This window comes from Myxococcales bacterium (assembly GCA_016717005.1).
In the GTDB taxonomy this organism is placed as follows: domain Bacteria; phylum Myxococcota_A; class Polyangia; order Haliangiales; family Haliangiaceae; genus UBA2376.
Genome location: JADJUF010000001.1, coordinates 819519 through 844919 on the forward strand (window position 1 = coordinate 819519; position 25401 = coordinate 844919).

Annotated in this window: 24 protein-coding genes; 13 read left to right on the forward strand and 11 right to left on the reverse strand. The window is 73.0% G+C overall.

Annotated elements, in window-relative coordinates:
• Positions 1-254 precede the first annotated feature (254 nt).
• On the reverse strand, positions 255-1040 hold the full coding sequence (locus IPL61_03470) for a type III pantothenate kinase (GenBank protein ID MBK9030391.1): 786 nt from the start codon (positions 1038-1040) through the stop codon (positions 255-257).
• 66 nt (positions 1041-1106) lie between these two features.
• Here IPL61_03470 and IPL61_03475 point away from each other — a divergent pair, with 66 nt between their 5' ends.
• The 6 genes from IPL61_03475 (at position 1107) to IPL61_03500 (ending at position 5237) form a co-directional block, all read left to right on the forward strand.
• Positions 1107-1937 (forward strand): hypothetical protein, encoded by an 831-nt coding sequence (locus tag IPL61_03475; protein ID MBK9030392.1) that lies wholly within the window; start codon positions 1107-1109, stop codon positions 1935-1937.
• Between the two features lie 12 nt (positions 1938-1949).
• Complete coding sequence (locus IPL61_03480) at positions 1950-3515, forward strand: response regulator (GenBank protein MBK9030393.1); 1566 nt, start codon at positions 1950-1952, stop codon at positions 3513-3515.
• Positions 3516-3713: 198 nt separating this feature from the next.
• The gene (locus IPL61_03485; protein MBK9030394.1) at positions 3714-3926 is read left to right on the forward strand and encodes a DUF2892 domain-containing protein; all 213 of its coding nucleotides are present in this window, start codon (positions 3714-3716) and stop codon (positions 3924-3926) included.
• Positions 3926-4468, forward strand: a complete 543-nt coding sequence (locus IPL61_03490; GenBank protein ID MBK9030395.1) for an RNA polymerase sigma factor — start codon at positions 3926-3928, stop codon at positions 4466-4468. Before IPL61_03485 ends, IPL61_03490 begins: the two co-directional genes overlap by 1 nt.
• Complete coding sequence (locus tag IPL61_03495; protein ID MBK9030396.1) at positions 4455-4715, forward strand: zf-HC2 domain-containing protein; 261 nt, start codon at positions 4455-4457, stop codon at positions 4713-4715. The genes IPL61_03490 and IPL61_03495 overlap by 14 nt, the downstream gene beginning before the upstream one ends.
• 144 nt (positions 4716-4859) lie before the next feature.
• Positions 4860-5237 carry a CBS domain-containing protein gene (locus IPL61_03500; GenBank protein ID MBK9030397.1) on the forward strand — a complete coding sequence of 126 codons (378 nt, stop codon included), beginning with the start codon at positions 4860-4862 and terminating at the stop codon, positions 5235-5237.
• A 29-nt stretch (positions 5238-5266) separates the two neighbouring features.
• On the opposite strand, the gene fusA is transcribed toward IPL61_03500, so the two are convergent.
• On the reverse strand, positions 5267-7297 hold the full coding sequence (gene fusA / locus IPL61_03505; protein ID MBK9030398.1) for an elongation factor G: 2031 nt from the start codon (positions 7295-7297) through the stop codon (positions 5267-5269).
• 87 nt (positions 7298-7384) lie between these two features.
• Between fusA and IPL61_03510 the strand changes: the two genes are divergently transcribed.
• The 3 genes from IPL61_03510 to IPL61_03520 all read left to right on the forward strand — a co-directional run bounded on the left by IPL61_03510 (position 7385) and on the right by IPL61_03520 (position 10393).
• The gene (locus IPL61_03510) at positions 7385-8251 is read left to right on the forward strand and encodes a hypothetical protein (GenBank protein MBK9030399.1); all 867 of its coding nucleotides are present in this window, start codon (positions 7385-7387) and stop codon (positions 8249-8251) included.
• Positions 8252-8253: 2 nt separating this feature from the next.
• A complete protein-coding gene (locus tag IPL61_03515; GenBank protein ID MBK9030400.1) occupies positions 8254-9216 on the forward strand; it encodes a choice-of-anchor D domain-containing protein in 963 nt (320 codons plus the stop codon).
• Positions 9217-9667: 451 nt separating this feature from the next.
• Positions 9668-10393, forward strand: a complete 726-nt coding sequence (locus tag IPL61_03520) for a hypothetical protein (protein ID MBK9030401.1) — start codon at positions 9668-9670, stop codon at positions 10391-10393.
• 209 nt (positions 10394-10602) lie between these two features.
• Here the strand turns inward: IPL61_03520 and IPL61_03525 are convergent, their stop codons facing one another.
• On the reverse strand, positions 10603-11751 hold the full coding sequence (locus IPL61_03525; GenBank protein ID MBK9030402.1) for a trypsin-like peptidase domain-containing protein: 1149 nt from the start codon (positions 11749-11751) through the stop codon (positions 10603-10605).
• 18 nt (positions 11752-11769) lie between these two features.
• On the reverse strand, positions 11770-12315 hold the full coding sequence (locus IPL61_03530) for a sigma-70 family RNA polymerase sigma factor (GenBank protein ID MBK9030403.1): 546 nt from the start codon (positions 12313-12315) through the stop codon (positions 11770-11772).
• A gap of 161 nt (positions 12316-12476) precedes the next feature.
• Here IPL61_03530 and IPL61_03535 point away from each other — a divergent pair, with 161 nt between their 5' ends.
• Positions 12477-13349, forward strand: a complete 873-nt coding sequence (locus tag IPL61_03535; GenBank protein ID MBK9030404.1) for a helix-turn-helix domain-containing protein — start codon at positions 12477-12479, stop codon at positions 13347-13349.
• A gap of 6 nt (positions 13350-13355) precedes the next feature.
• Here the strand turns inward: IPL61_03535 and IPL61_03540 are convergent, their stop codons facing one another.
• Entirely contained in the window at positions 13356-13718 is a 363-nt protein-coding gene (locus IPL61_03540) for a hypothetical protein (GenBank protein ID MBK9030405.1), read from the reverse strand.
• Positions 13719-14141: 423 nt separating this feature from the next.
• Positions 14142-15086 carry a thioredoxin-disulfide reductase gene (gene trxB / locus IPL61_03545; GenBank protein MBK9030406.1) on the reverse strand — a complete coding sequence of 315 codons (945 nt, stop codon included), beginning with the start codon at positions 15084-15086 and terminating at the stop codon, positions 14142-14144.
• A 48-nt stretch (positions 15087-15134) separates the two neighbouring features.
• Here trxB and IPL61_03550 point away from each other — a divergent pair, with 48 nt between their 5' ends.
• Positions 15135-15707 carry a hemerythrin domain-containing protein gene (locus tag IPL61_03550; protein ID MBK9030407.1) on the forward strand — a complete coding sequence of 191 codons (573 nt, stop codon included), beginning with the start codon at positions 15135-15137 and terminating at the stop codon, positions 15705-15707.
• Here the strand turns inward: IPL61_03550 and IPL61_03555 are convergent.
• The 5 genes from IPL61_03555 to IPL61_03575 are packed head-to-tail and all read right to left on the reverse strand — an operon-like array spanning position 15704 to position 21537.
• Positions 15704-17983: a cation-translocating P-type ATPase gene (locus tag IPL61_03555; GenBank protein ID MBK9030408.1), complete on the reverse strand. Its 2280-nt coding sequence runs from the start codon at positions 17981-17983 to the stop codon at positions 15704-15706. The genes IPL61_03550 and IPL61_03555 overlap by 4 nt on opposite strands.
• Positions 17984-17985: 2 nt before the next feature.
• The gene (locus IPL61_03560) at positions 17986-18186 is read right to left on the reverse strand and encodes a heavy-metal-associated domain-containing protein (GenBank protein ID MBK9030409.1); all 201 of its coding nucleotides are present in this window, start codon (positions 18184-18186) and stop codon (positions 17986-17988) included.
• Positions 18187-18191: 5 nt separating this feature from the next.
• Positions 18192-19526 carry an insulinase family protein gene (locus tag IPL61_03565; GenBank protein ID MBK9030410.1) on the reverse strand — a complete coding sequence of 445 codons (1335 nt, stop codon included), beginning with the start codon at positions 19524-19526 and terminating at the stop codon, positions 18192-18194.
• The gene (gene rsmI, locus IPL61_03570; protein MBK9030411.1) at positions 19523-20356 is read right to left on the reverse strand and encodes a 16S rRNA (cytidine(1402)-2'-O)-methyltransferase; all 834 of its coding nucleotides are present in this window, start codon (positions 20354-20356) and stop codon (positions 19523-19525) included. Before rsmI ends, IPL61_03565 begins: the two co-directional genes overlap by 4 nt.
• A gap of 20 nt (positions 20357-20376) precedes the next feature.
• A complete protein-coding gene (locus IPL61_03575) occupies positions 20377-21537 on the reverse strand; it encodes an RNA polymerase factor sigma-32 (GenBank protein MBK9030412.1) in 1161 nt (386 codons plus the stop codon).
• Positions 21538-21641: 104 nt separating this feature from the next.
• Between IPL61_03575 and IPL61_03580 the strand changes: the two genes are divergently transcribed.
• Positions 21642-24671, forward strand: coding sequence for a PDZ domain-containing protein (locus IPL61_03580; protein MBK9030413.1), 3030 nt, complete (start codon positions 21642-21644; stop codon positions 24669-24671).
• A gap of 197 nt (positions 24672-24868) precedes the next feature.
• The gene (locus IPL61_03585) at positions 24869-25393 is read left to right on the forward strand and encodes a hypothetical protein (protein ID MBK9030414.1); all 525 of its coding nucleotides are present in this window, start codon (positions 24869-24871) and stop codon (positions 25391-25393) included.
• Positions 25394-25401 lie beyond the last annotated feature (8 nt).

A 25401-nucleotide genomic window follows, 5' to 3' on the forward strand; every position in this document is an offset into this window, starting at 1 on the left:
GATCGTCGGGTCGGTCAGGGCCGCCGCCACGACCTTCTCGGGCAGGCCGTCGGCGGTGGCCTGGGCCGCCGGCCCCAGCGTCGGGTCGACGGCGGCGATCTGGTACAGGACCGCGGCCAGCTCGGCCGGGCGCGGGAGCGCCGCCAGGCCGCGCGCCGCCATCATCCGGCCAGGGCCCGGGGCCAGGGCCTTGTGGGCCGCCGGCGACAGCGCCGCCAGCGCCGCACCTGCGAGGGGATCGCGCGCCATCGCCATCAGCTGTGCCCTCCACCGACGTTCCGGTCGAACAGGATCTTCAAGCCCTTGAGCGTGAGCAGCTCATCGGTGGACTCGATCGTCGTCGCCTCCGACGCCAGCAACCGCGCCAGGCCGCCGGTGGCCAGGCACCGGGCCGGGAAGTCGATCTCGGCGCGGATCCGCGTGACCAGCGCGTCGACCATGCCGGCGTAGCCGTACAGCAGGCCCGACTGCATCGAGCTGACGGTGTTGCGGCCGATCACCTTGCCGGGGCGATGGATCTCGACCCGGGGCAGCTTCGCCGCGTGCGAGTACAGCGCCTCGGCGCTGATCTGGATGCCGGGCGCGATCGCCCCGCCCAGGTACTCCCCGCGCGGGGTGACCACGTCCCAGGTGGTCGCGGTGCCGAAATCGACCACGATGCACGCGGTCTTGTGGCTCTCGAACGCCGCGACCGCGTTGACGATGCGGTCGGCCCCGACCTCGCGTGGGTTCTCGTACAGGATCGGCATGCCGGTCTTGATGCCGGGCCCGACCACGAGCGCCGGCGCGCCGATGTACTGCTTGAAGAAGCGCTGGATGTTGAACACCGCGGGCGGCACCACCGACGACACGATCCCCGCGTCGAGGCTGCCCCAGGCGAAGCCTTGCAGCTCCAGGAGCGACCGCACCAGCACCGCCAGCTCGTCCGAGGTCCGGCCGGCGCTGGTCTCGATGCGGAAGTGCGCGACCAGGTCGGTGCCACGGAACACGCCCAGGACGGTGTTGGTGTTGCCGACGTCGACAGCCAGGAGGCACGTCATTACTGGCGCATGGTAGCCCCGAACCGGCGGCACGTAGTAGTCTTGCCGGCGATGAGCCGTCCTCGCTTGCGCTCCGCCCTTGGTGCTGTCGCGCTGTCCTTGTCGCTCGCCGCGTGCGGCGGTGGCGATGGCGGCCCGACGCCACTGTCGAACCACTTCCAGCAGACGTACATCGCCCAGATCGACGTCGATCAGCAGGGCGAGGTCGTGGCCGCCAACAGCGCGTGGGACGTCGCCAAGCGCGAGCAGATGAAGGCCGACGCCGATCTGCGCGAGGCCAAGAACACCCTCGACATCGCCAAGAACGAGGCCAAGGCCGCCAAGCTCGACGAGGACTCGGCCCGCAAGAACTACGAGGCCGCCAAGGCCTCGGCCGATCAGAACCGCCTCAAGGAGGCCGAGAAGGCCCAGCAGGCGGCGCAGCTGTCGCGCAACGCCGCCGACGAGCGCGTGAAGTACTACCAGGGCTACAGCGAGTGGCTCAAGCAGCTGGTCCGCTACACCACCGAGAACGCCTACTACCGCGAGGCCCAGTACGAGCTGGCCATGAGCCGCCTGGCCCAGAAGAACTCGATCGCGCCGCCGGGCTTCAACGCCGACAAGTTCGTCCAGCAGGAGTCGAGCCGGGCCAAGCGCGCCGATCAGGCCCGCGGCCGGGCCAGCGACGCCAAGGGCAAGGCCACCGACGCCCGCAAGCGCTGGCTGGCGATCCAGGGCGAGGCCGACAAGGTGCTCGGCAAGAAGAGCGAGTTCCCCGATCCGATGTCCGACAAGCCGGCCGGGACCGATCCCGCCGCGGGCGCCGGTGGCACGACCATCGGCGGCTCGAGCCCGGACGGGGCGGCCCCCGACGGCGACGATCCGACCGCGCCGCCGGCGCCGGTCGAAGACCAGTAGCCACCCACCGGCGTGCTGGAGCAACCCGATCCCCCCGCCGGCCCCGCGGCCGCGCGCATCCTGGTCGTCGACGACGAGAAGGTCATCCGCGAGATCCTCGCGGAGTTCCTCCAGCTCGAGGGCTACCAGGTCGCGACCTGCGAGGACGGCCAGCGCGCGCTCGACGAGCTGCGCCTGCGGCCGTACGACCTCGTCATCTCCGACCTGAAGATGCCGCGGCTGTCGGGGCTGCAGCTGCTCGAGAAGCTGGCCGAGGAGGGCATCAACGTCCTGACCGTGATCATGACCGGCTTCGGCACGGTCGAGACCGCGATCGAGGCGATGAAGCGCGGCGCCTACGACTACGTCCTCAAGCCGTTCAAGGTCGAGGAGGTCATCCACGTCGTCCAGCGCGGCCTGTACCGGCAGCAGCTCCAGGCCGAGAACATCCGCCTGCGCGAGGCGCTGACGATCTACCAGGTCAGCGAGGCGCTCGCGACCTCGCTCGATCTCGACCACATCCTCGACACGATCCTGCGGGCCGCGGTCAAGGAGACCGCCGCCGACATCGCGACCCTGCACCTGCGCGACGGCAAGAGCGGCCACTACGAGGAGCGCCTCAAGATGATCGGCGTCGGCAGCTCGATCGAGCGCGTGCCGACGCCGTCGTTCGACCTCCTGACCGAGCGCTTCGATCGCGGCCAGACCGTGGTCTCGCACGGCGACAGCGCCAGCCGGTTCTTCCCCGGCGCGCTGGGCGGCCCCGACGGCAAGTCGCTGGTGTCGTTCCTGTCGGTGCCGGTGCAGATCGGCGCCTACGTCCAGGGCGTCGTCAACGTCTACAGCTTCACGCGCGGCAAGAAGTTCGACGAGGGCCACCGCAAGATGCTGACGGTGCTGTCGTCGCGCGCCGCCACCGCGATCGACAACGCCCGGCTGTACGAGGACCTCCGGCTGCGCAACAGCGAGCTGCGGACGGCCAACCAGACGCTCGAGGACACCTTCCGCTCGACCGTGGCCGGGTTCGCCCAGGCGCTCGAGGAGACCGACCTCTACACCCGCGGCCACTCCGAGCGGGTCGCGACCTACGCCGAGCTGCTCGCGCGCGGCCTGACCCTGGCCGACGACGAGGTCGATCGGATCGTCCAGGCCGGCGTCATGCACGACATCGGCAAGCTGGGCGTCCGCTACGACATGCTCAACAAGCCCGGCAAGCTCACGGCCGAGGAGGTGCGGGTGTTCCGCCAGCACCCCGAGAAGGGCAAGCGCATCCTCGAGCCGGTGCCGTGCCTGCACGGGCTGATCGACGGCTGCTGGTGCCACCACGAGTGGTGGGACGGCGGCGGCTACCCGCGCGGCCTGTCGGGCCACAACATCCCGCTGGTCGGCCGGATCGTCGCCATCGCCGACGCCTACGACGCCATGACCTCGGATCGCGCCTACCGCCGGGCCCTGCCCCACGAGGTCGCGATCGGCGAGATCGATCGCTGCGCGGGCACCCAGTTCGATCCCGAGCTCGCCGCCCTGTTCGTCCGCCGGATCGACGACGAGCGCACCGAGGCCACCAGGCGCGGCGACCTCGGCCTCTGGCCGCGCTGAGTTCCAGAGGGCCTGTCGCCAGGCCCTCCCTCGTCGGGGGCAAGCCCCGACAGGGCCCCCACCCGAGACGCCGTCGTCCCCGCGCGGCAGCGAGGTCCGTGCGACGATGCACCGCACCGGCCGGGCGAATCGTGCCGGCGGCCGGCGGCTCCTGGGGGCACGAGGTCGACGCGCTGCGCGCCGACCGGAAAGGTCCTCATGTCGATCCTCCCGCGCAACGAGCACCGCATCGATCGCGCCCTCCGGCTGATCGTCGGCGTCGTCCTGCTAGCCTTGGTGTTCGTCGGGCCCAAGACCCTGTGGGGGTTGATCGGCCTGGTGCCGCTCGTGACCGGGCTCCTGGGCAGCTGCCCGGCCTACACGCTCCTCGGGATCTCCACGTGCCCGATCAAGTCCCAGACCGCGACCTGATGATCGCCGCGGCCGCGGGCGACCGGGCCGCGTTCGGGGTGGTGGTCGAGCGCTACTCGAGCAAGGTGTTCCACCTGGCCCGGGCGCTGGTGCGCGACGACGCCACCGCCGAGGACGTCTTGCAGGACACGTTCCTCGCGGCGTGGCGCACCGCCGCCGCCTACCGCGGCGACGGCGCGGTCGCGAGCTGGCTCTACGCGATCGCGCGCAACGGCGCGCACCGGCGCGGCCGCCGGGCCGACCAGATCGCCACCGACGACCGGAGCCTCGAGGCGCTGGGCGCGGCGGCCGGCTGGGGCGCGCCCGATCTCGAGCTGGTCGTGACCCGCAGCGAGGACCGGGCCGCGCTCGAGGCCGCGCTCGCGACGTTACCGCCCGACGATCGCGCGGCGATCTGGCTGCACCACATGCTCGAGCAGTCGTTCGATGACACCGCCCGCGTGCTCGCGTGCTCGGTCCCGGCGGTCAAGAGCCGCTTGCACCGCGCCCGCCTGACCCTGGCGGCGGCCCTGCGGCAAGGAGGCTACGATGGCGCTCGATGATCTCGTGGCGGGCGTGCGCTGCCGCGATGTCCTGGCCCAGCTCGGTGACTACGTCGACGGCGGGCTCGCGCCGGCGGCGCGGCTCGCGCTCGAGGCCCACGTGGCGGGCTGCAACAACTGCGCAGCGTTCGGCGGCGCCTACGGCGCGCTGGTGGCGCGGCTCCGGGCCCCAGCCCCGGCGCCAGCGCTCGCCAGCGACGTCGCGGACCGGCTGGCGCGCCGCCTGACCAGCATCGACGACCCGTGACGGCGCAACCGGTGCCGGCGCGCGCGACGGCGACGCAAGCCGTGCGCGCGCGCTGCACCGCGCGACGCCCCCGACGCGACCTGGGCCGGCATCGCTCGTGCAACCATTCCAGGCATGAAGGCGATCCCTACCGTCCAGCGGTACATGACGACCAGCCCGCACACGATCGGCAACGAACAGTCGCTCAAGAAGGCCCACGACCTGATGCGCGAGCACGGGATCCGTCACCTGCCGGTCATGCACGGCAACCGCCTGGTCGGCGTCATCTCGGACCGCGACGTCGCGATCATCGCCTCGCTCGAGGACGTCAACCCCGAGCTGATCACCGTCGAGGACGCCATGACCTCGGACGTGTTGACGGTGTCGCCCGAGGCGCCGCTCGACGAGGTCGCGGCGCTGATGGCCGAGCGCAAGGCCGGCTCGGTCGTGATCGAGCAGAACAGCAAGGTCGTCGGCATCTTCACGACCGTCGACGGCATGACCGCCCTCGCCGACCTCTTGCACGGTCGCCTGGCGAGCTGACGCCGCGCCGCGCCGCCGGCTAGCCGCGGCTAGCCGGCCAGGGTGTCGTAGGCGTGGAACTTCATCACGAAGGTCGCGCGCCCCTCGGACAGCGACCGCATCCGGGTCGAGTACCCGAACATCGCGCGCAGCGGCACCAGCGCGGTCACGACCTGCTTGACGCCGCGCACGGCGACGTCCTGGATCTGGCCGCGGCGCTGGTTGAGGTCGCCGATGATCGCGCCGAGCGAGTCCTCGTCGGTCGTGACCTCGACGTTCATGATCGGCTCGAGCCGGGTCGGGTTGGCGCCCGCGACCGCGCGCCGGAACGCCTCGGCCGCGGCGGCGCGGCAGCCGATCAGCCCGTCGGCGCCGTCGGCGATCGCGACCGAGGTCAGCGTCACGCCGACGTCCTCGAGCGGGAACCCGTCGGCGCCCGACGACGCCGCGTCGCGGAGGCCCTGGAGCGCGGCCTCGATGAACGGGTCGGGCACGACCACCGGGCCCGTGACGGCCTTGTCGAACTTGACGCCCGAGCCGCGCGGCAGCGCCCGGACGTGGCAGCCGGCCTCGCCGTAGATGCGCTGCTCCTTGAGCTCGCGCTCGAACACGGCGTGGCCGTCGGCCTCGCCCAGGACGGTCTCGCGGAACACCACCTGGGGCTTGCCGACGCTGGCGGCCACGCCGTACTCGCGGCGCATCCGATCGACGATCACCTCGAGGTGGAGCTCGCCCATGCCCCAGATGATGGTCTGGCCGGTGTCGGCGTCCTCCTTGACCCGGAACGTCGGATCCTCGTCGACCATCTTGGCCAGCGCGAAGTCGAGCCGCTCCTTGGCGGCGTTGTTCTCGGCCTCGATCGCCTGGGAGATCACCGGCTCGTAGGTGTCGATCCGCTCGAGCAGGATCGGCGCCTTGGGATCGCACATGGTGTCGCCGGTGGTGGCGTCCTTGAGCCCCGCCGCCGCGACGATCTCGCCGGCGACCGCCTTCTCGAGCTTCTCGCGCTTGTCGGCGTGGACCCGGAACAGCCGCGCGACCTTCTCCTTCTTGCCGGTGCGCACGTTCAGGAGCTCGTCGCCGGGCGCGAACGTCCCCGAGAACACGCGCAGGAACACGACCTTCCGGCCGTCGTCCATCGCGATCTTGAACGCCAGCGCGGCCATCGGCTCGTTGTTGCGCGGGTGCCGGGTCAGCCGCTCGCTGGTGTCGCGCGGATCGACACCGGTCACCGGCGGCACGTCGGTCGGCGACGGCAGGAAGTCGATGACCGCGTCGAGCAGCGGGTGGATGCCCTTGTTGCGCAGCGCGGTGCCGCCCAGGACCGGGACGATCTTGACCGCGAGCACGGCCCGCCGCAGCGCGGCCTTCAGGTCGGCCAGCGGGACCGCGACGCCCTCGAGGTACTGCTCGGCGACGACGTCGTCGGTGTCGGCGATCGCGGCGACCAGGCGCTCCCGGGCCTCGGCCACCGCCTCGACCAGCTCGACGGGGATCGGCCGGAGCTCGGGCTTGGCCTCGAGGTCGCCCGAGAAGTACAGCGCCTGCTCGGTCAGCAGGTCGACCACCCCCTCGAACCCGTCCTCGGCGCCGATCGGCAGCTGGATCGGCACGGCGTTGGCGCCCAGGCGCTCGCGGATCTCGGTCACGACGTTGTCGAACGAGGCGCCGACCCGGTCGAGCTTGTTGATGAACGCCAGCCGCGGGACGTGGAACTTGTCGGCCTGGTGCCAGACCGTCTCGGACTGCGGCTGGACCCCGCCGACCGCGCAGAACACCACGACCGCACCGTCGAGCACCCGCAGCGACCGCTCGACCTCGATCGTGAAGTCGACGTGGCCCGGCGTGTCGATCAGGTGGATCTCGTACTTGCCCCACTCGAACGTGGTCGCGGCGGCGGTGATCGTGATCCCGCGCTCGCGCTCCTGCGCCATCCAGTCCATCTGGGTCTCGCCGTCGTGGACCTCGCCGGCCTTGTGGATCTTGCCGGAGTGGAACAAGAACCGCTCGGACACCGTGGTCTTGCCAGCGTCGATGTGCGCGACGACGCCGATGTTGCGGACCTGATCGATCTTGGCCATGGCGCCGCGCATATAGCACGGCGTCCGCGCCCACGTCCGCGCCCGAACTTGCGGCCACCGAGGGGTTTTGCGGTACCATCCCGGGTGATGAAGATGCGCATCCTGGCGGGGGCTGCGCTCGTGGTGGCTGCCACCGCGGGCCTGGCGTTGGCCCAACCTGATTACAAGGCCGCGGCCGAGCACTACAAGATCGCGGAGCAGGCGATGGCGCGCGGCGCGTTCAGCGACGCGGCGCTCGAGTACGGCATCGCCTACGACATCACCAAGGACCCGATCCTGTTCTTCAAGATCGGCCAGGCCAACGACAAGGCCGGCAAGTGCCCGGTGGCGCTGACCTACTACAACCGGTACCTCAAGGAGGGCAGCCCCAGCGAGGAGTACCTCCAGCTGACCACCGAGCGGATCGCCGCGTGCACGCCCGGCGGCGCGGTCCAGCCCGACCGGCCGCCGCCGGACACCGGCCCCGACACCAGCCCCGACACCGGCCCCGACGGGCCGCCTGACGACGGCGCCGTGCTCCCGCCCGACGACGGCGGGCTCGGCACCGGCGGGCCGACCGGGCCGTCGTTCATCGATCAGCCGACCTCGTGGAAGCGCACCGGCGCGTGGATCTCGACCGGGCTGACCGTCGGCCTCGTGGCCGCGGGCGTGGTGCTGGCGATGTCGGCCGAGGGCAGCGAGGAGGATCTGCAGGCGCTGATCGACTTCCGCAACGCCGGGCGGCCGATCCGCTACGACGAGGTCCGCGCCGACTACGAGAGCCTCGACGACGACGGCCGCCGCTTCGACACGCTGGCCACCGCCGCGTTCATCGGCGCCGGCGCCACCGCCGCGGTCGCGGTGACCTTGTTCTTGCTCGACCGCGGCGGCCCCGGCGCGCCCGAGTCCACGACCACGCTGCGGCCCACGCTCGACCGCCACGGCGCCGGCGTCGCGTTCGGCTGGGAGTTCTGACGATGACGCTCCGCTCGCTCCTGTTCGCCCTCGTCGCCACCGTGGCGGCGACCGCCTGCTACGACACCCCGCGCCCGAGCTGCGCGTTCCTGTGCGGCACCGACAGCTCGTGCCCCGGCGGCTACTACTGCGCCGGCGACGGCTGGTGCAAGCTCGACGGCGTCGCCGAGACGTTCGTGTGCGAGGCCGGCTCGGTCGACGCGGCCATGGCCGACGCCGCCCCCGACGGCGACGTCGACGCCCCCGACGTGGACGCGGCCGTCGACGCGCCCGAGATCGACGCGCTCGAGCTCGACGCGCCGACCGACGCGCCGACCGACGCGCCGCTCGACGCCGCGGTGGCCGCGCTGCAGATCATCACCGCCGCGCCGCTCGACTTCGGCGACGTCGTCGAGACCCAGGCCGCGATCATGCCGGTCATGGTCCGCAACGGCGGCGGCGCCGCCTCGTCGGCGCTGACGGTGACCGTCACCGGCGCGGCCTACACCCTGGTGGCGGGGGCCAGCGACACGTGCACCGGGATGACCCTGGCGCCGGCCGCGACCTGCACGTTCGAGGTGCGGTTCGCCCCGTCGGCGCCCGGCGCCGCGGCCGGCGTCGCGTCGGCCATGGCCACCAGCGGCGGCATGGTGTCGATCAACCTGACCGGGGTCGGCACCGCCAGCCTGACCGCCCCGGCCACGATCGCGTTCGGATCCCTGGCGACCACGACCACCGCGAGCATGGACATCACCGTCACCAACGCGGGCGCGGGCACGTCCGGGACGATCGCGACGGCCGCGCCCGCCGCGCCGTTCTCGATCACCGCGGACACCTGCGCCGCGGCCACCGTGCCGGCCGCTGGCACCTGCACGATCTCGGTCGAGTTCGCCCCGACCGCGACCGGCGACGCGACCGGCACGATCACGCTCACGGCGACGCCCGGTGGGCCGCGCACCATCGGGCTGACCGGCACCGGCATCTAGTACCTCGCCGCAGTGGATCTGACCGGTTGCGGGCGTCGAGGCGCGCCGAGCGCAAGGCGAACCGACGACGGGCTCCTCGCTGGAACTCGAGGAGGTTCAACGCAGCGATCGGCGATGGATCGGCGTCCTCAACCGGTCAAGTTCATTGCGGCGAGGTACTAGGCCCGCGCCCGGCGCACGGCCGCGCATCGAGCCCGCCCCGCGCCCGGCGCACGGCCCGCGTCGAGCCCGCCCCGCGCCCGGCGCACGGCCCCGCGTCGAGCCCGCCCCGCGCCCGGCGCACGGCCGCGTGTCGAGCCCGGGCCGACCTGGGCCGATCCTCGCGTCGAACCCAGGGCCTGGGCCCGGCGCTGGGCCGCGCGTCGTGGGGCCCGAGCGCTGCCCGCCCGAGACATCCTCACCGTTCGGGCGGCTGGTGGCACAGCGGCGCCGGTGCTATAGGATGCCCGCCATGGTGTTCGGCCTGTTCTCCAAAGAAAAGTCTCTGCAGCGCACGATCGAGCGCGCCACCAACAAGCTGGCCCAGCAGGCCGACCGCTGGGGTGCCCTCGAGCGTCTCCGGGAGGACGGCACCGACGAGGCGCTGTTCGGGATGTGCAAGCGCTGGAGCATCACCAGCAACAACCAGGTCGAGGATCAGCAGGAGAAGGCCTGGATCGTCGAGGTCCTGACCTCCAAGGGCGCGGTGGCGCTCGCGCCGCTGCGGCGCTTCATGAAGGGCGCCGCGCAGCTGTCCCACGCGCTGGCGGTGCTCGGGGCGATCGGCACCGACGAGCAGGTGCTCGAGACCGTCGACGGCGTGCTCGCCGACGAGAAGCCCGGCTACACCCGCGACCCCGAGCGCCGGCTCGATCTGATCCGCTGGCTGGGCGAGTGGAAGCACGGCGACGAGGGCGTCGCCCGCCGCCTGGTGCCGTACCTGAAGGACTTCGATCAGAACGTCCGGGTCGCCGCGGCCGAGGCCGTCGCCGAGGCCCCGCCCGAGGTGACCGCCGCCGCGCTGCTCGACGCCTTCCTCCGGCCCGAGGAGGAGAGCGGTCGGTTCCGCAAGCGCATCGCCGAGATCCTCGCCCGCCACAAGCACCCGCTCGGCGATCGCGCCGACGCGGTCGCCGCGCTGCTGTCGGGCCCGGTCGCCGGGTTCTCGGTCACCGGCGGCGCGCTCGTCGAGCGCTGACCGACGCTGGGTCGACCCGACGCGCTGCGCGCGATCACCTGGCCCCCGGCGTCGCGGTCACCTCGCCCCGGCGTCGCGGTCACCTCGCCCCGCCGTCCCGTCCCGACGCGCCCGCGCGCCCAGCCGCCGCGGACACCGGCGATGACCGCGCGGGTGCCGGCCGCTGCCCCGCGCGCCCGGGCCGTGCGCGCGCCGCACGACCGGCCTGGTCAGCGCGCGACCTCGAGCGTGACCTTGACGGTGCGGCGGCTGCTCCCGCGGGTCACCTCGAGCTCGACCGAGTCGCCGATCCGCCGGCGATCGAGCACCCGGAACAGATCGGCGGTCTTGGCCACCACGCTGCCGTCGATCTTGGTGATGACATCGCCGAGCTCGAGCCCCTGGCCGCCCTGGACCAGCCCGGCGATCCCGGCGCGATCGGCAGGCCCGCCGCGCGTGACATTGCGGATGCCGACCCCGATCACGCCGATCTGCCGCATCTCGCCGTCCGACAGGATGTTGATGCCGAGCACCGGGCGGACCTCGCCCTTGAGGTTGAGGATCTGGGGCACGACCAGGTTGACGGTGTCGACCGGGACCGCGAAGCCGATGCCAGCGCTGGCCCCCGACGGGCTGTAGATCGCGGTGTTGACGCCGACCAGCCGGCCCTGCCCGTCGAGCAGCGGCCCGCCGCTGTTGCCGGGGTTGATCGGCGCGTCGGTCTGGACCACGTCGTAGATCTTGCGCTGGCTCTTCGAGGTGATCTCGCGCCCGAGCCCGCTGATGACCCCGGTGGTCAGGGTCTGATCGAGGCCGAACGGGTTGCCGATGGCGAGCACCTTCTGGCCGACCTGCAGGTCGGCCGAGGTGCCGATCATGATCTTGGCGAGCTTCGACGGCGGCGCGTCGATCTTGATGACCGCGAGGTCCTTGTCGCGGGCGGTGCCGATGATCTTGCCCTCGAAGGTGCTGCCGTCGGCCAGCGTCACCTCGGTCGACGTGGCGCCCTCGATCACGTGGTAGTTCGTGACGATGTGGCCGGCGTCGTCCCAGATGAAGCCCGAGCCGGTGCCCTGGGGCACGTCGTCGACCGACGACGTGATGACGTTGCGCATCTGCGCGATGTTGGTGATGTGCACGACCGACGGCGACGCCATCTTGAACACCGCGATGGTGCTCTTCTCGTCGGCGCCGAGGTCGCCGGCCGGCATCGTGATCGGCCGCGACTCGTAGACGACCTCGGGCTGGGCCCGTCGCATCTTGACGACGGTGAACACCAGCGCGGCGGCCACCAGCAGGAGCAGGACCGCGAGGACCTTGGTCAGGAGCGACGAATCAGACCCCGCGTCGGAGCGCGGCGGATCGGCAGGGCTCACCATCGCCCTGAGCATGACACGTCAGAGCGCGGCCGCGAGGGTCGAGCGCAACGCCAGGCGGGCGCGGTGGCCCCGGATCTTCACGGTCGCGACCGACAACCCGAGCGTGCGCGCGACGTCGGCCTCGCCGAGATCCTCGTCGAGCCGGAGCCGCAGGACCGACGCGTAGCGCGGGTCGAGCTGGTCGAGGTGACGCCGCACGATCCCCGCGGTCTGCGCCGACGCGACCACCCGCTCCGGGCTCGGGGCCGCCGTGGCCAGGTCGCGGTCGGCGCCGGCGACGTCGAGGCTCCGGGTGGCCTCAGCCCGACGCTGCCGGCGGCGCCGCAGGTGCGACAGGGCCGAGGTCACCGCGACCCGGTAGAGCCAGGTGCGGTAGCGGGACTGGCCACGGAAGGTGTGGCGGTGCCGGTACGCCGCGAGGAGCGCGTCCTGGGTCACGTCATCGGCCGCGTCCTCGTCCCGCACGATCCGGCGCACGACCGCGTAGACGAAGCCGCGGTCGTCCTCGGTGAACGAGACGGCGGGTCCGTCCGCCAGCTCGGTGGTCAACGTTGAATCGTTCATAACGTCCATGATAGTTCACGAATCGTTCAGCGCAAGGACGTTTTGAACGTTCATCGCAACTCTCAGCCAGCGATCAAGTAATTCAAGGTACTTGAGACCAGCGAGATCTCGTGAACACCCTCTTGTAACCGACCAAACCGGCCACGCTCTAAGGTGGAAACGTGAAGCGCGCACTCTCTCCCAAGGATCTGGCTGCGGCGATCGGCGTGAGCGAGTCATCGCTCAAGCGGTGGGCCGACGCCGGCAAGATCACCGTCGCGCGTACCGAGGGCGGCCACCGCCGGATCCCGATCGCCGAGGCGGTGCGGTTCATCCGCGCGACCGGCGCCGAGATCGTCCGCCCCGAGGTGCTGGGCCTGGCCGAGATCGCGGCGGTCGCCAACGACGACGGCAGCGACGACGCCCTGTTCACGCACCTGGCCGCGGGCAACGGGCGCGAGGTCCGCGGCCTGCTGATGGGCATGTACCTGCGCGGCGCCACGATCGCGGCCATGTGCGACGGCCCGATCCACGGCGCGCTCAGCCGGATCGGCGAGCTGTGGCAACACGACGCGGCGGGCGTGTTCATCGAGCACCGGGCCGTCGACGCGTGCTTGCACGCGGTGTCGCAGCTGCGCTCGCTGTGCGAGCCGCCCGAGACCGGCCCGGTCGCGGTCGGGGGCGCGCCGAGCGGCGATCCCTACCTGCTGCCCACCCTGCTGGCGTCGATCGTGCTCGCCAGCGAGGGGATCCGGGCGGTCAACCTCGGCCCCGACACGCCGGTCCCGTCGCTGATCCACGCGGCCAACCACCACCGGCCGGCGCTGGTGTGGATGAGCGTGTCGACGCCGCCGACCGCGGGCCTCGCGGCCGAGCTCGACCAGCTCGCGCGCGATCTGACGGCCCGCGGCGCCACGCTGGTGGTCGGCGGACGCCACCGCCACGACCTCGGCCCGCTGCGCGGCGCGTACATGGTTGCGTCGATGGGCGAGCTGGCCGCGTTCGCGCGCGGCCTCGCCACCGGCCGGCACCTCGCCGTGCCCGCCGCCGATTGATGCGCGTCAGCCGGCCTGGGCCTGGCAGTCGCACGCGCCGCCGGGCCGCACGCGCGCGTCGTTGATCCGCCGCAGGCAGCGCTTGTCGCACGAGACCTCGGTCGCGACCTGCAGGAGCGAGCAACGCTTGACGTCGGTCCAGCGGCGGCGCTGCAGGTCGCCCTCGAAGTCGATGTCCGCGACCGCGCCGTAGGGCGTGCACATGACCCGGTGCCGCTCGACCACCGGCGCGTTGCCGGAGTGAGCCCACATCCACACCAGCGCGTGGGCGCTGCCGCCGACCAGCGCGCCGACCATGGCGCCGCCGACCGCGCCGCCAGCGCCGTACGCGCCCGCGCCCAGGATGAACCCGATGACGACTCCGATCATGGTGGCGCCCATCTTCGACCTCGCTGGTGATGTTCGATCACAAGCTAGGCACGCCCGCGGATCGACGACTTGATCGCGGTCACCTGGCGCCCGATGGTGAGCCGCGCGAGCTCGACGGTCCGCCCTGGCCCGAGGTCCGCCGGGTTCGTCGCCGATCCCAGGCAGGTGCAGGGGGCTCCGAGGTTGGAGGTCCCCTCCTGTCGTCTGCTCGGGCGGGCAAGCCCCGATCGGGCCCACCCAGCGCGCGCAAGTCCCGGCGCGTGGCCGGTGCTCGACTGAAGCTACCGGCGCTGAGTTTTCCAGGGATGCCTGTCGCCAGGCTCCCCTCGTCGGGGGCAAGCCCCGACGAGCCTCCCCTCCGAGACGCGAGACTCCCGGCGCCTGGACCGGTGCTCGACCGAAAAACTGACGAGCTCTGAGCGCTCAGTGCGTCGACAGGAAGTGCTCGGCCTCGAGCGCGGCCATGCAGCCCGAGCCGGCGGCGGTGATCGCCTGGCGGTACTTCTTGTCCTGGACGTCGCCCGCGGCGAACACGCCGGCGACGCTGGTCGCGGTCGTGCCCGGCGTCGTGATGATGTAGCCCTGCTCGTCGGTCGCGACCTGGCCGCCGAGGAAGCCGGCGTTGGGCACGTGACCGATCGCGAAGAACAGCCCGGCCGCGGCGAGCTCACGCTCGGCGCCGGTCTTGAGATCGCGGACCTTGGCGGCGCGCATCACCTGGTCGCCGGTGACCGCGGTGACCTGGTGCGACAGCAGGAACTCGATCTTGGGGTTGGCGCGGGCGCGGTCCTGCATGATCTTCGACGCGCGCAGCTCGTCGCGGCGGTGGACCAGGTAGACCTTGCTCGCGAACTTGGTGAGGAAGCCGGCCTCCTCCATCGCCGAGTCGCCGCCGCCGATCACGAACAGCGGCTGGTTGCGGTACATCGGCAGCGCGCCGTCGCAGACCGCGCACGCCGACACGCCCTTCTGCCACAGCTCGCCGTCGCGGGTGCCGGGGACGTCGTCGCGCTTGGCGGTGGCGCCGGTCGCGATGATCAGCGTCTGGGCCAGGCCCTCGCGCTCGTCGGTGACGTACTTGAACGGCCGCTGCGACAGGTCGACCCGGGTCACGGTCTCGGTGTGGATGACGGTGCCGAACCGCACCGACTGCGCGCGGAAGCGGTCGGTCAGCTCGGGGCCGCCGATGCCCTCGGGGAAGCCCGGGAAGTTCTCGACGTCGGTGGTGGTCGTGAGCTGACCACCCGCGGCGATGCCGCCCGCCATCCAGCCCTCGAACAAGATCGGGTGCAGATCGGCGCGGGCGGTGTAGATGGCGGCGGTGTGGGCAGCGGGGCCGCTGCCGATGATGACGACGGGATCGACCATGGCGGAGGCAGTGTAGCTGCGGCCACGCGCATGTGGTGCAATCGGGTCATGGATCGCGTGCGACCGATGACCGCGTTTGCCCAGCTCGACATGTCGCACCGCCGCCACCACGAGCGGCTCGAGGCGCTCACCGGCGCCGCCGAGCGCCTGGCGGCCGGCGTCGGCGGGATGACCGACCTCGAGGAGATCCTCGACACGCTGGCGTTCTTCGGGCGCTCGACGCCGCGCCACTTCGGCGACGAGGACACGGTGGTGTTCCCGGCGCTGGCCCGGGCCCAGCCCCAGACCGCGGCGGCGCTGGCGGCGCTCTCGGCCGAGCACGCGCCGCTGGTGGCGGGGTTCGAGGACCTGGCGGGGCGCGCGCGCGCCTGGGACGAGCGGGTGCCGTCGGCCGAGGACGCGCGCGGGTTCGCGACCGCCGCGGCCGAGGTCGCCACGCGCTACCGGGATCACGCGCAGCGCGAGGACGAGCTGTTCGCCGCGCAGCGCGGCGCGCTCGAGACCCAGGACGTGGCGCTCCTGGCCGCGCTCGAGGGGCGACGCGGCGGACGCGGCGGCGGCGGCGGCGGCGGCGGTGGCGGTGGCGGTGGCGGTGGGCGCGGCGGCGGCCGTCCGCGCTAGCGCGACCGACCGGCCAGGATCAGGCTCGACATCACGACCGACACCGACGACAGGCCCATCAGCGCCGACGCCAGCATCGGCGACACCTCGAGGCCCCAGCGCGTCAGGGCGCCCGCGGCCAGCGGCAGCGTCACGAGGTTGTACGCGAACGCCCACGCCAGGTTCGCGCGCATCGTGCGGACCGCGGCCCGGCCGACGCCGATCAGCTCGTCGACCAGCGCCAGCGACGGGCGCATCAGCGTGACGTCGGCGGCGGCGGTGGCGACGTCGGTGCCGGAGCCGAGCGCGATGCCGACCGCCGCCGCGGCCAGGGCCGGCGCGTCGTTGTAGCCGTCGCCGACCATGATCGTCCCGGGCTCGGCCCGGACCCGGTCGAGCTTGCCGGCCGGATCGACCCCGGCGTAGACGTCGGCCGCGCCGATGCCGACCGCGCGCGCGACCCGGTTCGCGGCCTCGGCCCGATCGCCGCTGAGGAGCGCCACCTTCAGGCCGCGGGCCTGCAGCGCCGCGACCGTGGCCGCGGCGTCGTCGCGCAGCTCGTCGCGCACCGCCAGGCCGCCGTGGAGCGCGCCGTCGATCGCGACCAGCACCGGCGTGGCGCCGTCGGCGGCCAGCTCCTCTGCCAGGGCCTCGGCCGCGGCGGGGTCGACGCCGTCGGCGATCACCAGCGCCGGCGTGCCGACGGCGATCGCCCGCGCGCCGACCCGACCTCGGACGCCGGCACCGGGCTCGGCCACCACGCCCTGGGCCCGGGCGATCGTCAGGCCGCGCGCGCGGGCCGCGGCCACCACCGCGCGCGCCAGCGGGTGCTCGCTGGCGCCCTCGAGCGCGGCCGCGAGCGCGATCACCTCGGCGTCGTCGCCGATCACCGCGCGGACGGCCGTCACCTCGGGCTGGCCCCGCGTCAGCGTGCCGGTCTTGTCGAAGATCACCCGGCGCGCGCTGGCCAGGCGCTCGAGCACCGCCGCGCCCTTGATCAGCGCGCCGCGCCGCGCCGCGCGGCCGGTCGCGACCATCACCGCGGTCGGCACCGCCAGGCCCATCGCGCACGGGCACGCGATCACCAGCACGGTCGCGGCCCGCGCGACCGCGCCGGCGACGTCGCGATCGATCAGCCACCACGCCAGCGCCGTGGCCGCGGCCAGAGCGATCGCGATCGGCACGAACACCGCGCTCACGCGATCCGCCAGGCGCTGGGTCGGCGCGCGCGTGCCCTGGGCGTCGCGCACCGCCGCGACCATCCGCGCGACCGTGCTGCCGCCGGCGGCGGCGGTGACCCGGGCCCGGACCGCGCCCGGGCCGTTGATCGTGCCGGCCAGCAGGCGCTCGCCGGGGCCGCGCCGGACCGGGACGGCCTCGCCGGTCACGAGGCCCTCGTCGACCTCGGTGACACCGTCGGCGATGGTCGCGTCGGCGGCGACGCGCTCGCCGGGGCGGACCAGCAGCAGATCGCCCCGGCGCAGATCCGCGGTCGCCAGGGTCTGCTCGACGCCGTCGTCGTCGAGGATGCGCGCGGTCGGCGACACCAGGCCAGCCAGGGCCGACAGCGCGCTGGTCGTGCGCCGCCGGGCCGCGGCCTCGAGCGCGTGGCCCGCGGCGACGAACCCGAGGATGCCGAGCACGCCCTCGGCGTACAGGCCGCCGCCGGCGCCGGCCGCGTACGCGACCGAGATCGCCAGGGCCGCGCTCGAGCCCAGCGTGACCAGCGCGTCCATCGCCGGCGCCCGGTGCCACAGCGAGCGCGCGCCCGCGCGCCAGATCGGCCAGCCGGCGATCCCGGCGATGACCGTGGTCGCCACCACCAGCGCCCAGGCCAGGGTCGTCGGCGACACGTCCCACAGCCACGGCGCCACCGCGCGGGCCGCCCGCGCGACCGGCCGCGCCAGCGCGTGCGCCAGGCGATCGTGGCCGTGCGGCAGCGGCGCCGCCGCGAGCATCACCACCGCCATCGACGTCAGGCTCACCGCCGCCCGGGTCGCCCAGACCCGGACCTCGCGCCGGCGCTCGGCGTCGTCGGCGAGCTGCCGCGCCAGCACGTCGTCGTCGGCCAGCGGCAGCTCGGCCTGGTAGCCGGCGTCGTCGACCGCGGCCACCAGCCCGGCCACGTCGGCCACGGCCGGGTCGACCGTGACCCGGGCCGAGCGGGTCACGAGGTTGACGGTCACGTCGGTCACGCCCGGCTGACCGCGCAGCGCCCGCTCGACGTGGCCCTGGCACGCGGCGCAGGTCATGCCGCCGACCGGCAGCGTGATCAGCGCGGGGGCCGCCGGGGTCATCGTCACTCGCTGTGCGCGGCGTAGCCGGCCCGCGTCACCGCGGCCACGACGTCGGCCAGCACGGCGCCGTCGAGCTGCCCGCGCGCGCGCCCGACCTCGACCACCAGCTCGGTCACGCCCGGCGTCTGGTCGAGCGCGGTCTTGACGCGCCGGACGCAGGCGCCGCAGTGCATGCCCTCGATGGTGATCGCGAACTCGGTCATGGCCGCTACACGGTAGGTCGTGGCGCGGCCGCGTCAAGCGACACATCGCCGCGCCCCGGCCGGGTCACCACCTCGATCATGCGCGCCGGCGCCAGCCACCGCCGCGCCGCGGCGACGACCGCGTCGACCGTGAGCCCACGGGTCCGCGCCAGGCTCTCGCCGATCCCGGCCGGGGAGCCGGTCGTGAGCTGGGCCGCCAGCAGCAGGGCCGCGCGCCGGCCGACGCCGTCGAGCCGCCACAGGGTCGCCGCCTCGCGCCGCCGGATCGCCCGGTCGAGGCCGCGCGGATCCAGTTCGCCGGCCGCGAGCGCCGCGAGCTCGTCGTCGAGCGCGGCCGACACCGCCGCCGGATCGACGCCCGAGCGGACGTCGACGGTCACGTGGACCTCGCCGCCGAGCCGACCGGTCGACAGCCCGACCCCGACCCGCTGGGCCCACTGCCGATCGTGCACCAGCGTCTTCCACAACCGGCCCGAGCCCGGCAGCGCCCACGCGACCGCGAGGGCGTCGAGCGCGGCCTCGTCGACGGTGGCCGCCGCGGGGCCGATCCACGACCGGCGCACCCGCGCCAGCGCCGCCAGGCGATCGTCGACCACGATCCGCACCGGACCCGCCACCTCCGGCGCTGGCCACGCGCGCCGCGCCGGGCGCGCCGACGCCGGGAAGTCGCCGAACCAGCGCTGGCACAGCGCCGCGGCCTCGTCGGCGTCGACGTCGCCGGCCAGCACCAGCGTCGCGTTGGCCGGCACGTACCAGGTCCGGTAGAACGCCTCGACCCGGGCCAGCGTCGCCGCCGCGATGTCCTCGTGGCGGCCGATCGTCAGGTAGCGCAGCGGGTGGCCGTCGGGGTACAGCGCCTCGGCCACCGCGAACCGCTCGGGGCCGAACGGCGCGTTCTCGTAGCGCTGGCGCCGCTCGCTCTGGACCACGGCGATCTGCCGGGCCAGCCGGGGCTGGTCGAGGCCGGGCAAGAAGAAGCCCATGCGATCCGCCTCGATCCACAGCGCGGTGTCGACCGCCGCCCGCGGCATGACCTCGTGGTAGACGGTGCGGTCGGTGCCGGTCTGGGCGTTGGCGTCGGTGGCGCCGGCCTCGCGCAGCACCTGGTAGTGGTGGCGCCCGCCCAGGTGCAGCGAGTTCTTGAACATGTGCTCGAACAGGTGCGCGAAGCCGCTGTCGCCGTCGCCCTCGTCGGAGCTGCCGACGCGATAGCCCATCCACACCGCCACCAGCGGCACGCTGCGATCGCTGTGGACCAACACCTCGAGGCCGCACGGCAGCGTCAGCGTCGTGACCGCGAGCTCGGGCGTGTCGTCGTGCCAGCGGATCGGCGCGGTCACCGCGGCGCCTCGCGGGCCAGCGCCAGCGCCAGCTGGTACAGCTCGCGCCGCGGCCGGCCGGTCTTGACCACCAGGCGCTGGGCCACGTCCTTGGGCCCCAGGCCCTGGGCCAGCAGCGCCCGGACCTCGGCCTCGAGGTCGAGCGCCGGCCGCGCCGCCGCCGCCGCGCCCGCGACCACGATCACGCACTCGCCGCGCGGCGCGGTGTCCGCGTAGCGATCGCGCAGCTCGGCCAGCGGCCCGCGCACGTGCTCCTCGTAGCGCTTGGTCAGCTCGCGCGACACGCACGCCGCGCGATCGTCGCCGAACGCCGCCGCCAGGGTCGCCAGGGTCGCGCCGACCCGATCCGGCGCCTCGTACAGGAGCATCGTCGCGCGCTCGTCGAGCAGGCCGCCGAACAGCTCGGCCCGGGCGCCGGGCTCGCGCGGCGGGAAGCCCAGGAACAGGAACCGATCGGTCGCGAGCCCGCTCGCGACCAGGGCCGCGATCGCCGCCACCGGCCCCGGGATCACGACCACGGGCGCGCCGACCGCGATCGCCGCGCGCACCACCCGGGCGCCGGGATCCGACACGCCCGGCGTGCCGGCGTCGCTGACCAGCGCCACCGACTTGCCGGCGACCAGCTCGCGCGCCAGCTCCTCGGCCCGGGACGCCTCGTTGCCGTCGAAGGTCGAGCGCACGTCGCGGCGCCCGGCGCAGCCGAGGTGATCGAGCAGGATCGCGACGCGGCGGGTGTCCTCGGCGGCGATCACGTCGGCGGTGCGCAGCGCCTCGCCGGCCCGCGGCGACAGGTCGTCGAGGTTGCCGATCGGCGTCGCGACCACGAACAGCGTGCCGGTCACGGTCACGGTCACTCGCGCGACAGCGCGTCGATGTCGACCGCGGTGCCGAACTCGGCCTCGAGGTACTTGCGCAGCCGGCCGAGCATGCGCTTCTCGAGCTGCCGGGCCCGCTCGCGCGACACGCCGTAGCGCTCACCCAGGTCCTGCAAGGTCAGCGGCGACTCGGTCAGCCAGCGCTCGCGGAAGATGGTCTGCTCGCGGCCCTCGAGGGTGCCGGCGAAGGTCTCGAGCTTGCTGCGCAACAGCGTCGAGAACTCGCTCTGCGCCACCGCCTGATCCGGCCGCTGATCCGGGCTCGGGAGGAAGTCCATGCGGCTGCGGGTGCCGCCCTCGTCGTCGCCGGGCATCGGCGCGTCGAGCGAGGCCTCGGGCGCGGACAGGCGCCGATCCATCTCGTCGACGTCCTTCTCGGACACCTGGAGGTTCTCGGCCAGGAGCTTGGTGCTGGCCTCGAAGCCGAGGTGCTCGAGCCGCTCGCGCTCCTTGCGCAGGTTGAAGAACAGCTTGCGCTGGGCCTGGGTGGTGCCGATCTTGACCAGCCGCCAGTTGTTGAGGATGAACTTGAGGATGTAGGCGCGGATCCAGAACGCCGCGTACGACGACAGCTTGACGCCACGGTAGGGATCGTACTTCCGCACCGCCTGCATCAGGCCGATGTTGCCCTCCTGGACCAGGTCGAGCAGGTTCTTGTGGGCGCGGCGGTACTCGTAGGCGATCTTGACGACCAGGCGCAGGTTGGCCTCGACCAGCTTGCGGGCGGCGGTGTTGTCGCCGTGCTCGACCAGCCGGGTCGCGAGATCGTGCTCCTCGTCGGGCGTCAGCAGCGGGTAGCGCCGGACCTCCTGCATGTAGGCCTGCAGGGGATCGCGCTTGATCAGCGCGACCCGGTCGTTGCCGCGCTTCTTGGCCTCGAGCGCCTTCCAGACCTCGTCGTCGTCGGCGACCTCCTCGTCGCCGACGTCGATGACGGTCCCGACCTCGGCGACCAGCTTGTCGTCGTCCTCGGGCTCCGCGTCGGCGTCGGCCGCGTCCTCGTCCTCGGCCGCCTCCTCGGGCTCGGCCGCGTCGTCGCGCTCGGCGTCGTCGCCGTCGGCCCGCGCGCCGCGCCGTCGCGGCGCGCCGGCGCCTGCGCCCGGGGCGCGGCGTCGGGTTCCTGATCCGGCAACCATGGCTCGCACCATACTACACGTCGGCACACGCCGACGGCGGCCGGGGACCGCGGATGTGACGGTGGGAATGGCACGACGGACGACGGCGCTTATACTCACAAGATATGCGCCGGCACCTGTCTCTGCATGTGGTCCTGGTCGTCACGGCGGCCGTCATGGCGCTGGTCCTCACGGTGAGCAAGCGCACCCACGAGGGCATCCACGGCATCGTGTTCGCGCCCAAGACCGTGTGGGCGGCGCCGGGCACGCCCGCGCTGGCGCGCCACGATCTGACCGACCTCAAGGCGTTCAATCAGACCCTGCTCCGCATCAAGGAGAGCTACGTCGATCCGACGCGCATCGATCCCAAGCGCATGCTCTACCAGGCGCTCGCCTCGGTGCAGCTCAACATCCCGGAGGTGCTGGTCGAGCCCGACCTCGCCCACGAGCAGCTGACCGTCGTCGTCAACGACAAGCGGCAGACCTTCTCGACCGCCGACGTCGACTCGCCGTGGCGCCTGGCCAAGGACCTCAAGCAGATCTTCGCGTTCATCGAGGCCAACATGAACCCGGGCGCGGACCTGGCCGCGGTCGAGTACGCCGCCGTCAACGGCATGCTCGAGACCCTCGACCCGCACTCGGTGCTGATGGATCCCGAGGCCGCGCGCGAGCTCGACGCCTCGACCAGCGGCAAGTTCGGCGGCCTCGGCATCGTGATCCGCATGGTCGACCGCAAGCTGACCGTGATCCGGCCGATCAAGAACACGCCGGCGTCGCGGGCCGGGATCAAGGCCAACGACCACATCGTCAAGATCGACAACCAGGCGACCGACGTGCTCACCAGCGACGAGGCGGTCGACCGCATGCGCGGCGAGCCCGACACCCCGGTGACGCTGTGGGTCGCGCGCAAGGGCGCCGATCAGCCGCTGCGGTTCGATCTGGTCCGGGCCGAGATCACGACCGAGTCGGTGCGCTCGCAGCTGCTCGACGGCAACGTCGGCCTGATCAAGATCTCCAACTTCCAGGGCTCGACCGCGGCCGAGACCCAGCGCGCGCTGACCGAGCTGCGGTCCGGCGGCGCCCAGGCGATCATCCTCGATCTGCGCGGCAACCCCGGCGGCCTGCTCGACCAGGCGGTCAAGACCGCCGACCTGTTCGTCGACCAGGGCACGCTGGTGACCACCGTCAAGGGCGGCCAGCGCAAGCCGCGCCGGGCCAGCGCCGAGGACGGCGAGACCGGCTATCCGATGGCGGTGCTGCTCAGCGCCGGCTCGGCGTCGGCGTCGGAGATCGTCGCGGGCGCGCTCAAGAACCTCGACCGCGCGATCGTGATCGGCACCCGCAGCTTCGGCAAGGGCTCGGTCCAGCAGCTCTACCGCAACGACGACGACGGCACGATGCTCAAGCTGACCGTCGAGCAGTACCTGACCCCGGGCGATCGCTCGATCCAGTCGGTCGGCATCGTCCCCGACGTCGCGCTCCGGCGCATGTTCGTGCCGGCCAAGAACGACAGCCCCGGCGACTACCTCCGGCTCCTGCAGCCGAGCAAGTCGTGGGGCGAGAAGGATCTCGACGCCCACCTGACCTCGACCTTCGCCAAGGACACCGACACGCCGACCTACGAGCTGCCGTTCCTGTACGAGAAGCCCCAGGACAAGTCGGCCGACGATCCGCTGCCGAGCGACGACGACGACGCCAGCGACGATCTGATCGTCGACTTCGAGACCGGCCTGGCGCGCGATCTGCTGAGCGCGGCCACCGCGACCGACCGGCCGGGCCTGATCAAGAACGCCAAGAACCTGGTGACCAAGCGGCGCGCGCTCGAGGACGGCAAGCTGGCCGCCGCGCTCGCCAAGCTCGGCGTCGACTGGTCGGCGCCCCCGGCCGCGGCTGAGCCGCCGGCCCGCCTGACCGCCGCGGTCACCCTCGACCAGCCCGGCCCGCTGCCGCCCGGCGCGGTCGTGACCATGACCGCGACCGTCACCAACACCGGCGCCGGCCCGGCCTACCGCGTCCACCTGCGGGCCCACGCCGACGACGGCATCTTCGACGACGACGAGCTGGTGATCGGCAAGGTCGCGCCGGGCGAGACCCGGACCTTCGCCGCCCAGGTCGAGGTCCAGAAGGACGCGATCCGCCGGGTCGATCGCATCTCGTTCGACCTGGCCGAGGCCCGCGGCGCCACCGCCCCGGTCCCGCCCTTGTCGGTCGCGATCAAGCCGGCGCCACGGCCGACCTTCGCGTACACCCACCAGCTGATCGATCTGGGCAACGGCGACGGCCTGCTGCAGCGGCGCGAGCGCCACCGCGTGCGCGTCCAGATCAAGAACACCGGCAGCGGCACCGCGCCCGCGGCCACGGCGGTCCTGCGCAACACCAGCGGCGCCGGCGTCCAGCTCGAGAGCTCGCGCATGGAGCTGGGCGAGCTGGCCCCGGGCGCGACCAAGACGGTCGAGTTCGGGTTCACGGTCCAGCCCGACTTCGAGGCGGCCGAGGCCACGATCGAGCTGGTCATCTACGACGCCGAGATCGGCGCGCAGTCGGGCGAGAAGCTGAAGTTCCCGGTGCTGGCCAGCGGCGGCGCGATCGCGGCCGCGGCCGGCCTGGTCGAGGCCAAGGCCGCCGGCACCGAGATCCGCGAGGGCGCCTCGGCCGACGCCACGGTGATCGCCACCGCCGCCAAGGGGACGCGCTGGAAGGTGCTCGGCACGATCGGGCCCTGGACCAAGGTCGAGCTCGACACCGGCGCGCCCGGCTTCGTCGCGACCCGCGGCGTCAGCAAGTCCAGCGGCAAGCCCAGCGGCGTGGTCAGCGCGCGCTACCAGGTCACGCCGCCGGCGATCACGATCTCGACGCCGATGCAGGAGACCACCGCGGAGCGCCTGACGCTCACCGGCACCGCCACCGACGACGACCACCTCGAGGACGTCTACGTGTTCGTCGCCAATGGCAGCGCCAAGATCGAGACCCGCAAGGTGCTCTACAAGTCCAACCGCGGCGGCAAGACGCCGAACACGCTCGCCTTCCAGGGGGACATCCCGCTGTGGCCGGGCTCGAACGTGATCACCGTGGTCGCGCGCGAGAACGCCGACGTGAAGTCGATCGAGACCATGGTCGTGTACCGCGACGCCCCGACCACCGCCCAGGCGCCGTGAGCCATGGCCGTGTGAGACCATGGTCGTGTGCCGCGCGCCCCGGCCACCGCCCGGGCGCCGTGATCGTGGCGGCGCACCCGGACCTACACCCGGGTGCGCGTCACATGTGCTCGCATCGGCTGCGGATCTCGGCGATCCTGGCTCCGGCCACGGTGCGATGAATCACACCGCCCCGGGCGCCGTCACATGAGGGAACCATGCGCACCATGATCGTCCTCGCCGCGTTGCTCGCTCCGGCGACGGCGCTCGCCGACAACGACTACGCCGCCGCGGTCGCCGGCACCTTCGACGTCAAGTACGAGGAGGTCACGTCGAACTGTCAGAACACCGGCATCGTGCTCAACCGCGGCGCGATCGAGATCAGCAAGCGCCGGGGCGCGACGATCAACGTCGACATCGACCGGATGCCGATGATGGCCGGCACCGCCAGCAAGGGCGGTCGGCTCAAGGCGTCGTCGAAGATCGGCAAGACCTCGATCCAGGGGCTCGACGGCCGGTTCTCGACCGCGGGCACCGTCAACGGCGAGGGCGACAACGCGGTCCTCAACGTCGTCTTCGTCGCCGAGTACTACCTCAAGGGCAAGGCGTACTGCACGCAGTCGTGGAACGTGACCGGCGTCCGCAAGGTCGCCGCGCCGACGCCCGCGCCCAAGGCCCAGGCCCAGGCCCAGATGGAGCAAGAGCTGTTCGAGCCGTGGACGCTCGGCCGGCCCCTGCCGTGACTCGCTGA

What these genes read in the sequence shown, in the direction of transcription:
- IPL61_03470 (MBK9030391.1), bottom strand. Translation starts at nt 1,040, where the DNA reads ATGACGTGCCTCCTGGCTGTCGACGTCGGCAACACCAACACCGTCCTG.
- IPL61_03485 (MBK9030394.1), top strand. Translation starts at nt 3,714, where the DNA reads ATGTCGATCCTCCCGCGCAACGAGCACCGCATCGATCGCGCCCTCCGG.
- IPL61_03490 (MBK9030395.1), top strand. Translation starts at nt 3,926, where the DNA reads ATGATCGCCGCGGCCGCGGGCGACCGGGCCGCGTTCGGGGTGGTGGTC.
- IPL61_03495 (MBK9030396.1), top strand. Translation starts at nt 4,455, where the DNA reads ATGGCGCTCGATGATCTCGTGGCGGGCGTGCGCTGCCGCGATGTCCTG.
- IPL61_03500 (MBK9030397.1), top strand. Translation starts at nt 4,860, where the DNA reads ATGACGACCAGCCCGCACACGATCGGCAACGAACAGTCGCTCAAGAAG.
- fusA (MBK9030398.1), bottom strand. Translation starts at nt 7,297, where the DNA reads ATGGCCAAGATCGATCAGGTCCGCAACATCGGCGTCGTCGCGCACATC.
- IPL61_03510 (MBK9030399.1), top strand. Translation starts at nt 7,385, where the DNA reads ATGAAGATGCGCATCCTGGCGGGGGCTGCGCTCGTGGTGGCTGCCACC.
- IPL61_03515 (MBK9030400.1), top strand. Translation starts at nt 8,254, where the DNA reads ATGACGCTCCGCTCGCTCCTGTTCGCCCTCGTCGCCACCGTGGCGGCG.
- IPL61_03520 (MBK9030401.1), top strand. Translation starts at nt 9,668, where the DNA reads ATGGTGTTCGGCCTGTTCTCCAAAGAAAAGTCTCTGCAGCGCACGATC.
- IPL61_03525 (MBK9030402.1), bottom strand. Translation starts at nt 11,751, where the DNA reads ATGGTGAGCCCTGCCGATCCGCCGCGCTCCGACGCGGGGTCTGATTCG.
- IPL61_03530 (MBK9030403.1), bottom strand. Translation starts at nt 12,315, where the DNA reads ATGAACGATTCAACGTTGACCACCGAGCTGGCGGACGGACCCGCCGTC.
- IPL61_03540 (MBK9030405.1), bottom strand. Translation starts at nt 13,718, where the DNA reads ATGATCGGAGTCGTCATCGGGTTCATCCTGGGCGCGGGCGCGTACGGC.
- trxB (MBK9030406.1), bottom strand. Translation starts at nt 15,086, where the DNA reads ATGGTCGATCCCGTCGTCATCATCGGCAGCGGCCCCGCTGCCCACACC.
- IPL61_03550 (MBK9030407.1), top strand. Translation starts at nt 15,135, where the DNA reads ATGGATCGCGTGCGACCGATGACCGCGTTTGCCCAGCTCGACATGTCG.
- IPL61_03555 (MBK9030408.1), bottom strand. Translation starts at nt 17,983, where the DNA reads ATGACCCCGGCGGCCCCCGCGCTGATCACGCTGCCGGTCGGCGGCATG.
- IPL61_03560 (MBK9030409.1), bottom strand. Translation starts at nt 18,186, where the DNA reads ATGACCGAGTTCGCGATCACCATCGAGGGCATGCACTGCGGCGCCTGC.
- IPL61_03575 (MBK9030412.1), bottom strand. Translation starts at nt 21,537, where the DNA reads ATGGTTGCCGGATCAGGAACCCGACGCCGCGCCCCGGGCGCAGGCGCC.
- IPL61_03580 (MBK9030413.1), top strand. Translation starts at nt 21,642, where the DNA reads ATGCGCCGGCACCTGTCTCTGCATGTGGTCCTGGTCGTCACGGCGGCC.
- IPL61_03585 (MBK9030414.1), top strand. Translation starts at nt 24,869, where the DNA reads ATGCGCACCATGATCGTCCTCGCCGCGTTGCTCGCTCCGGCGACGGCG.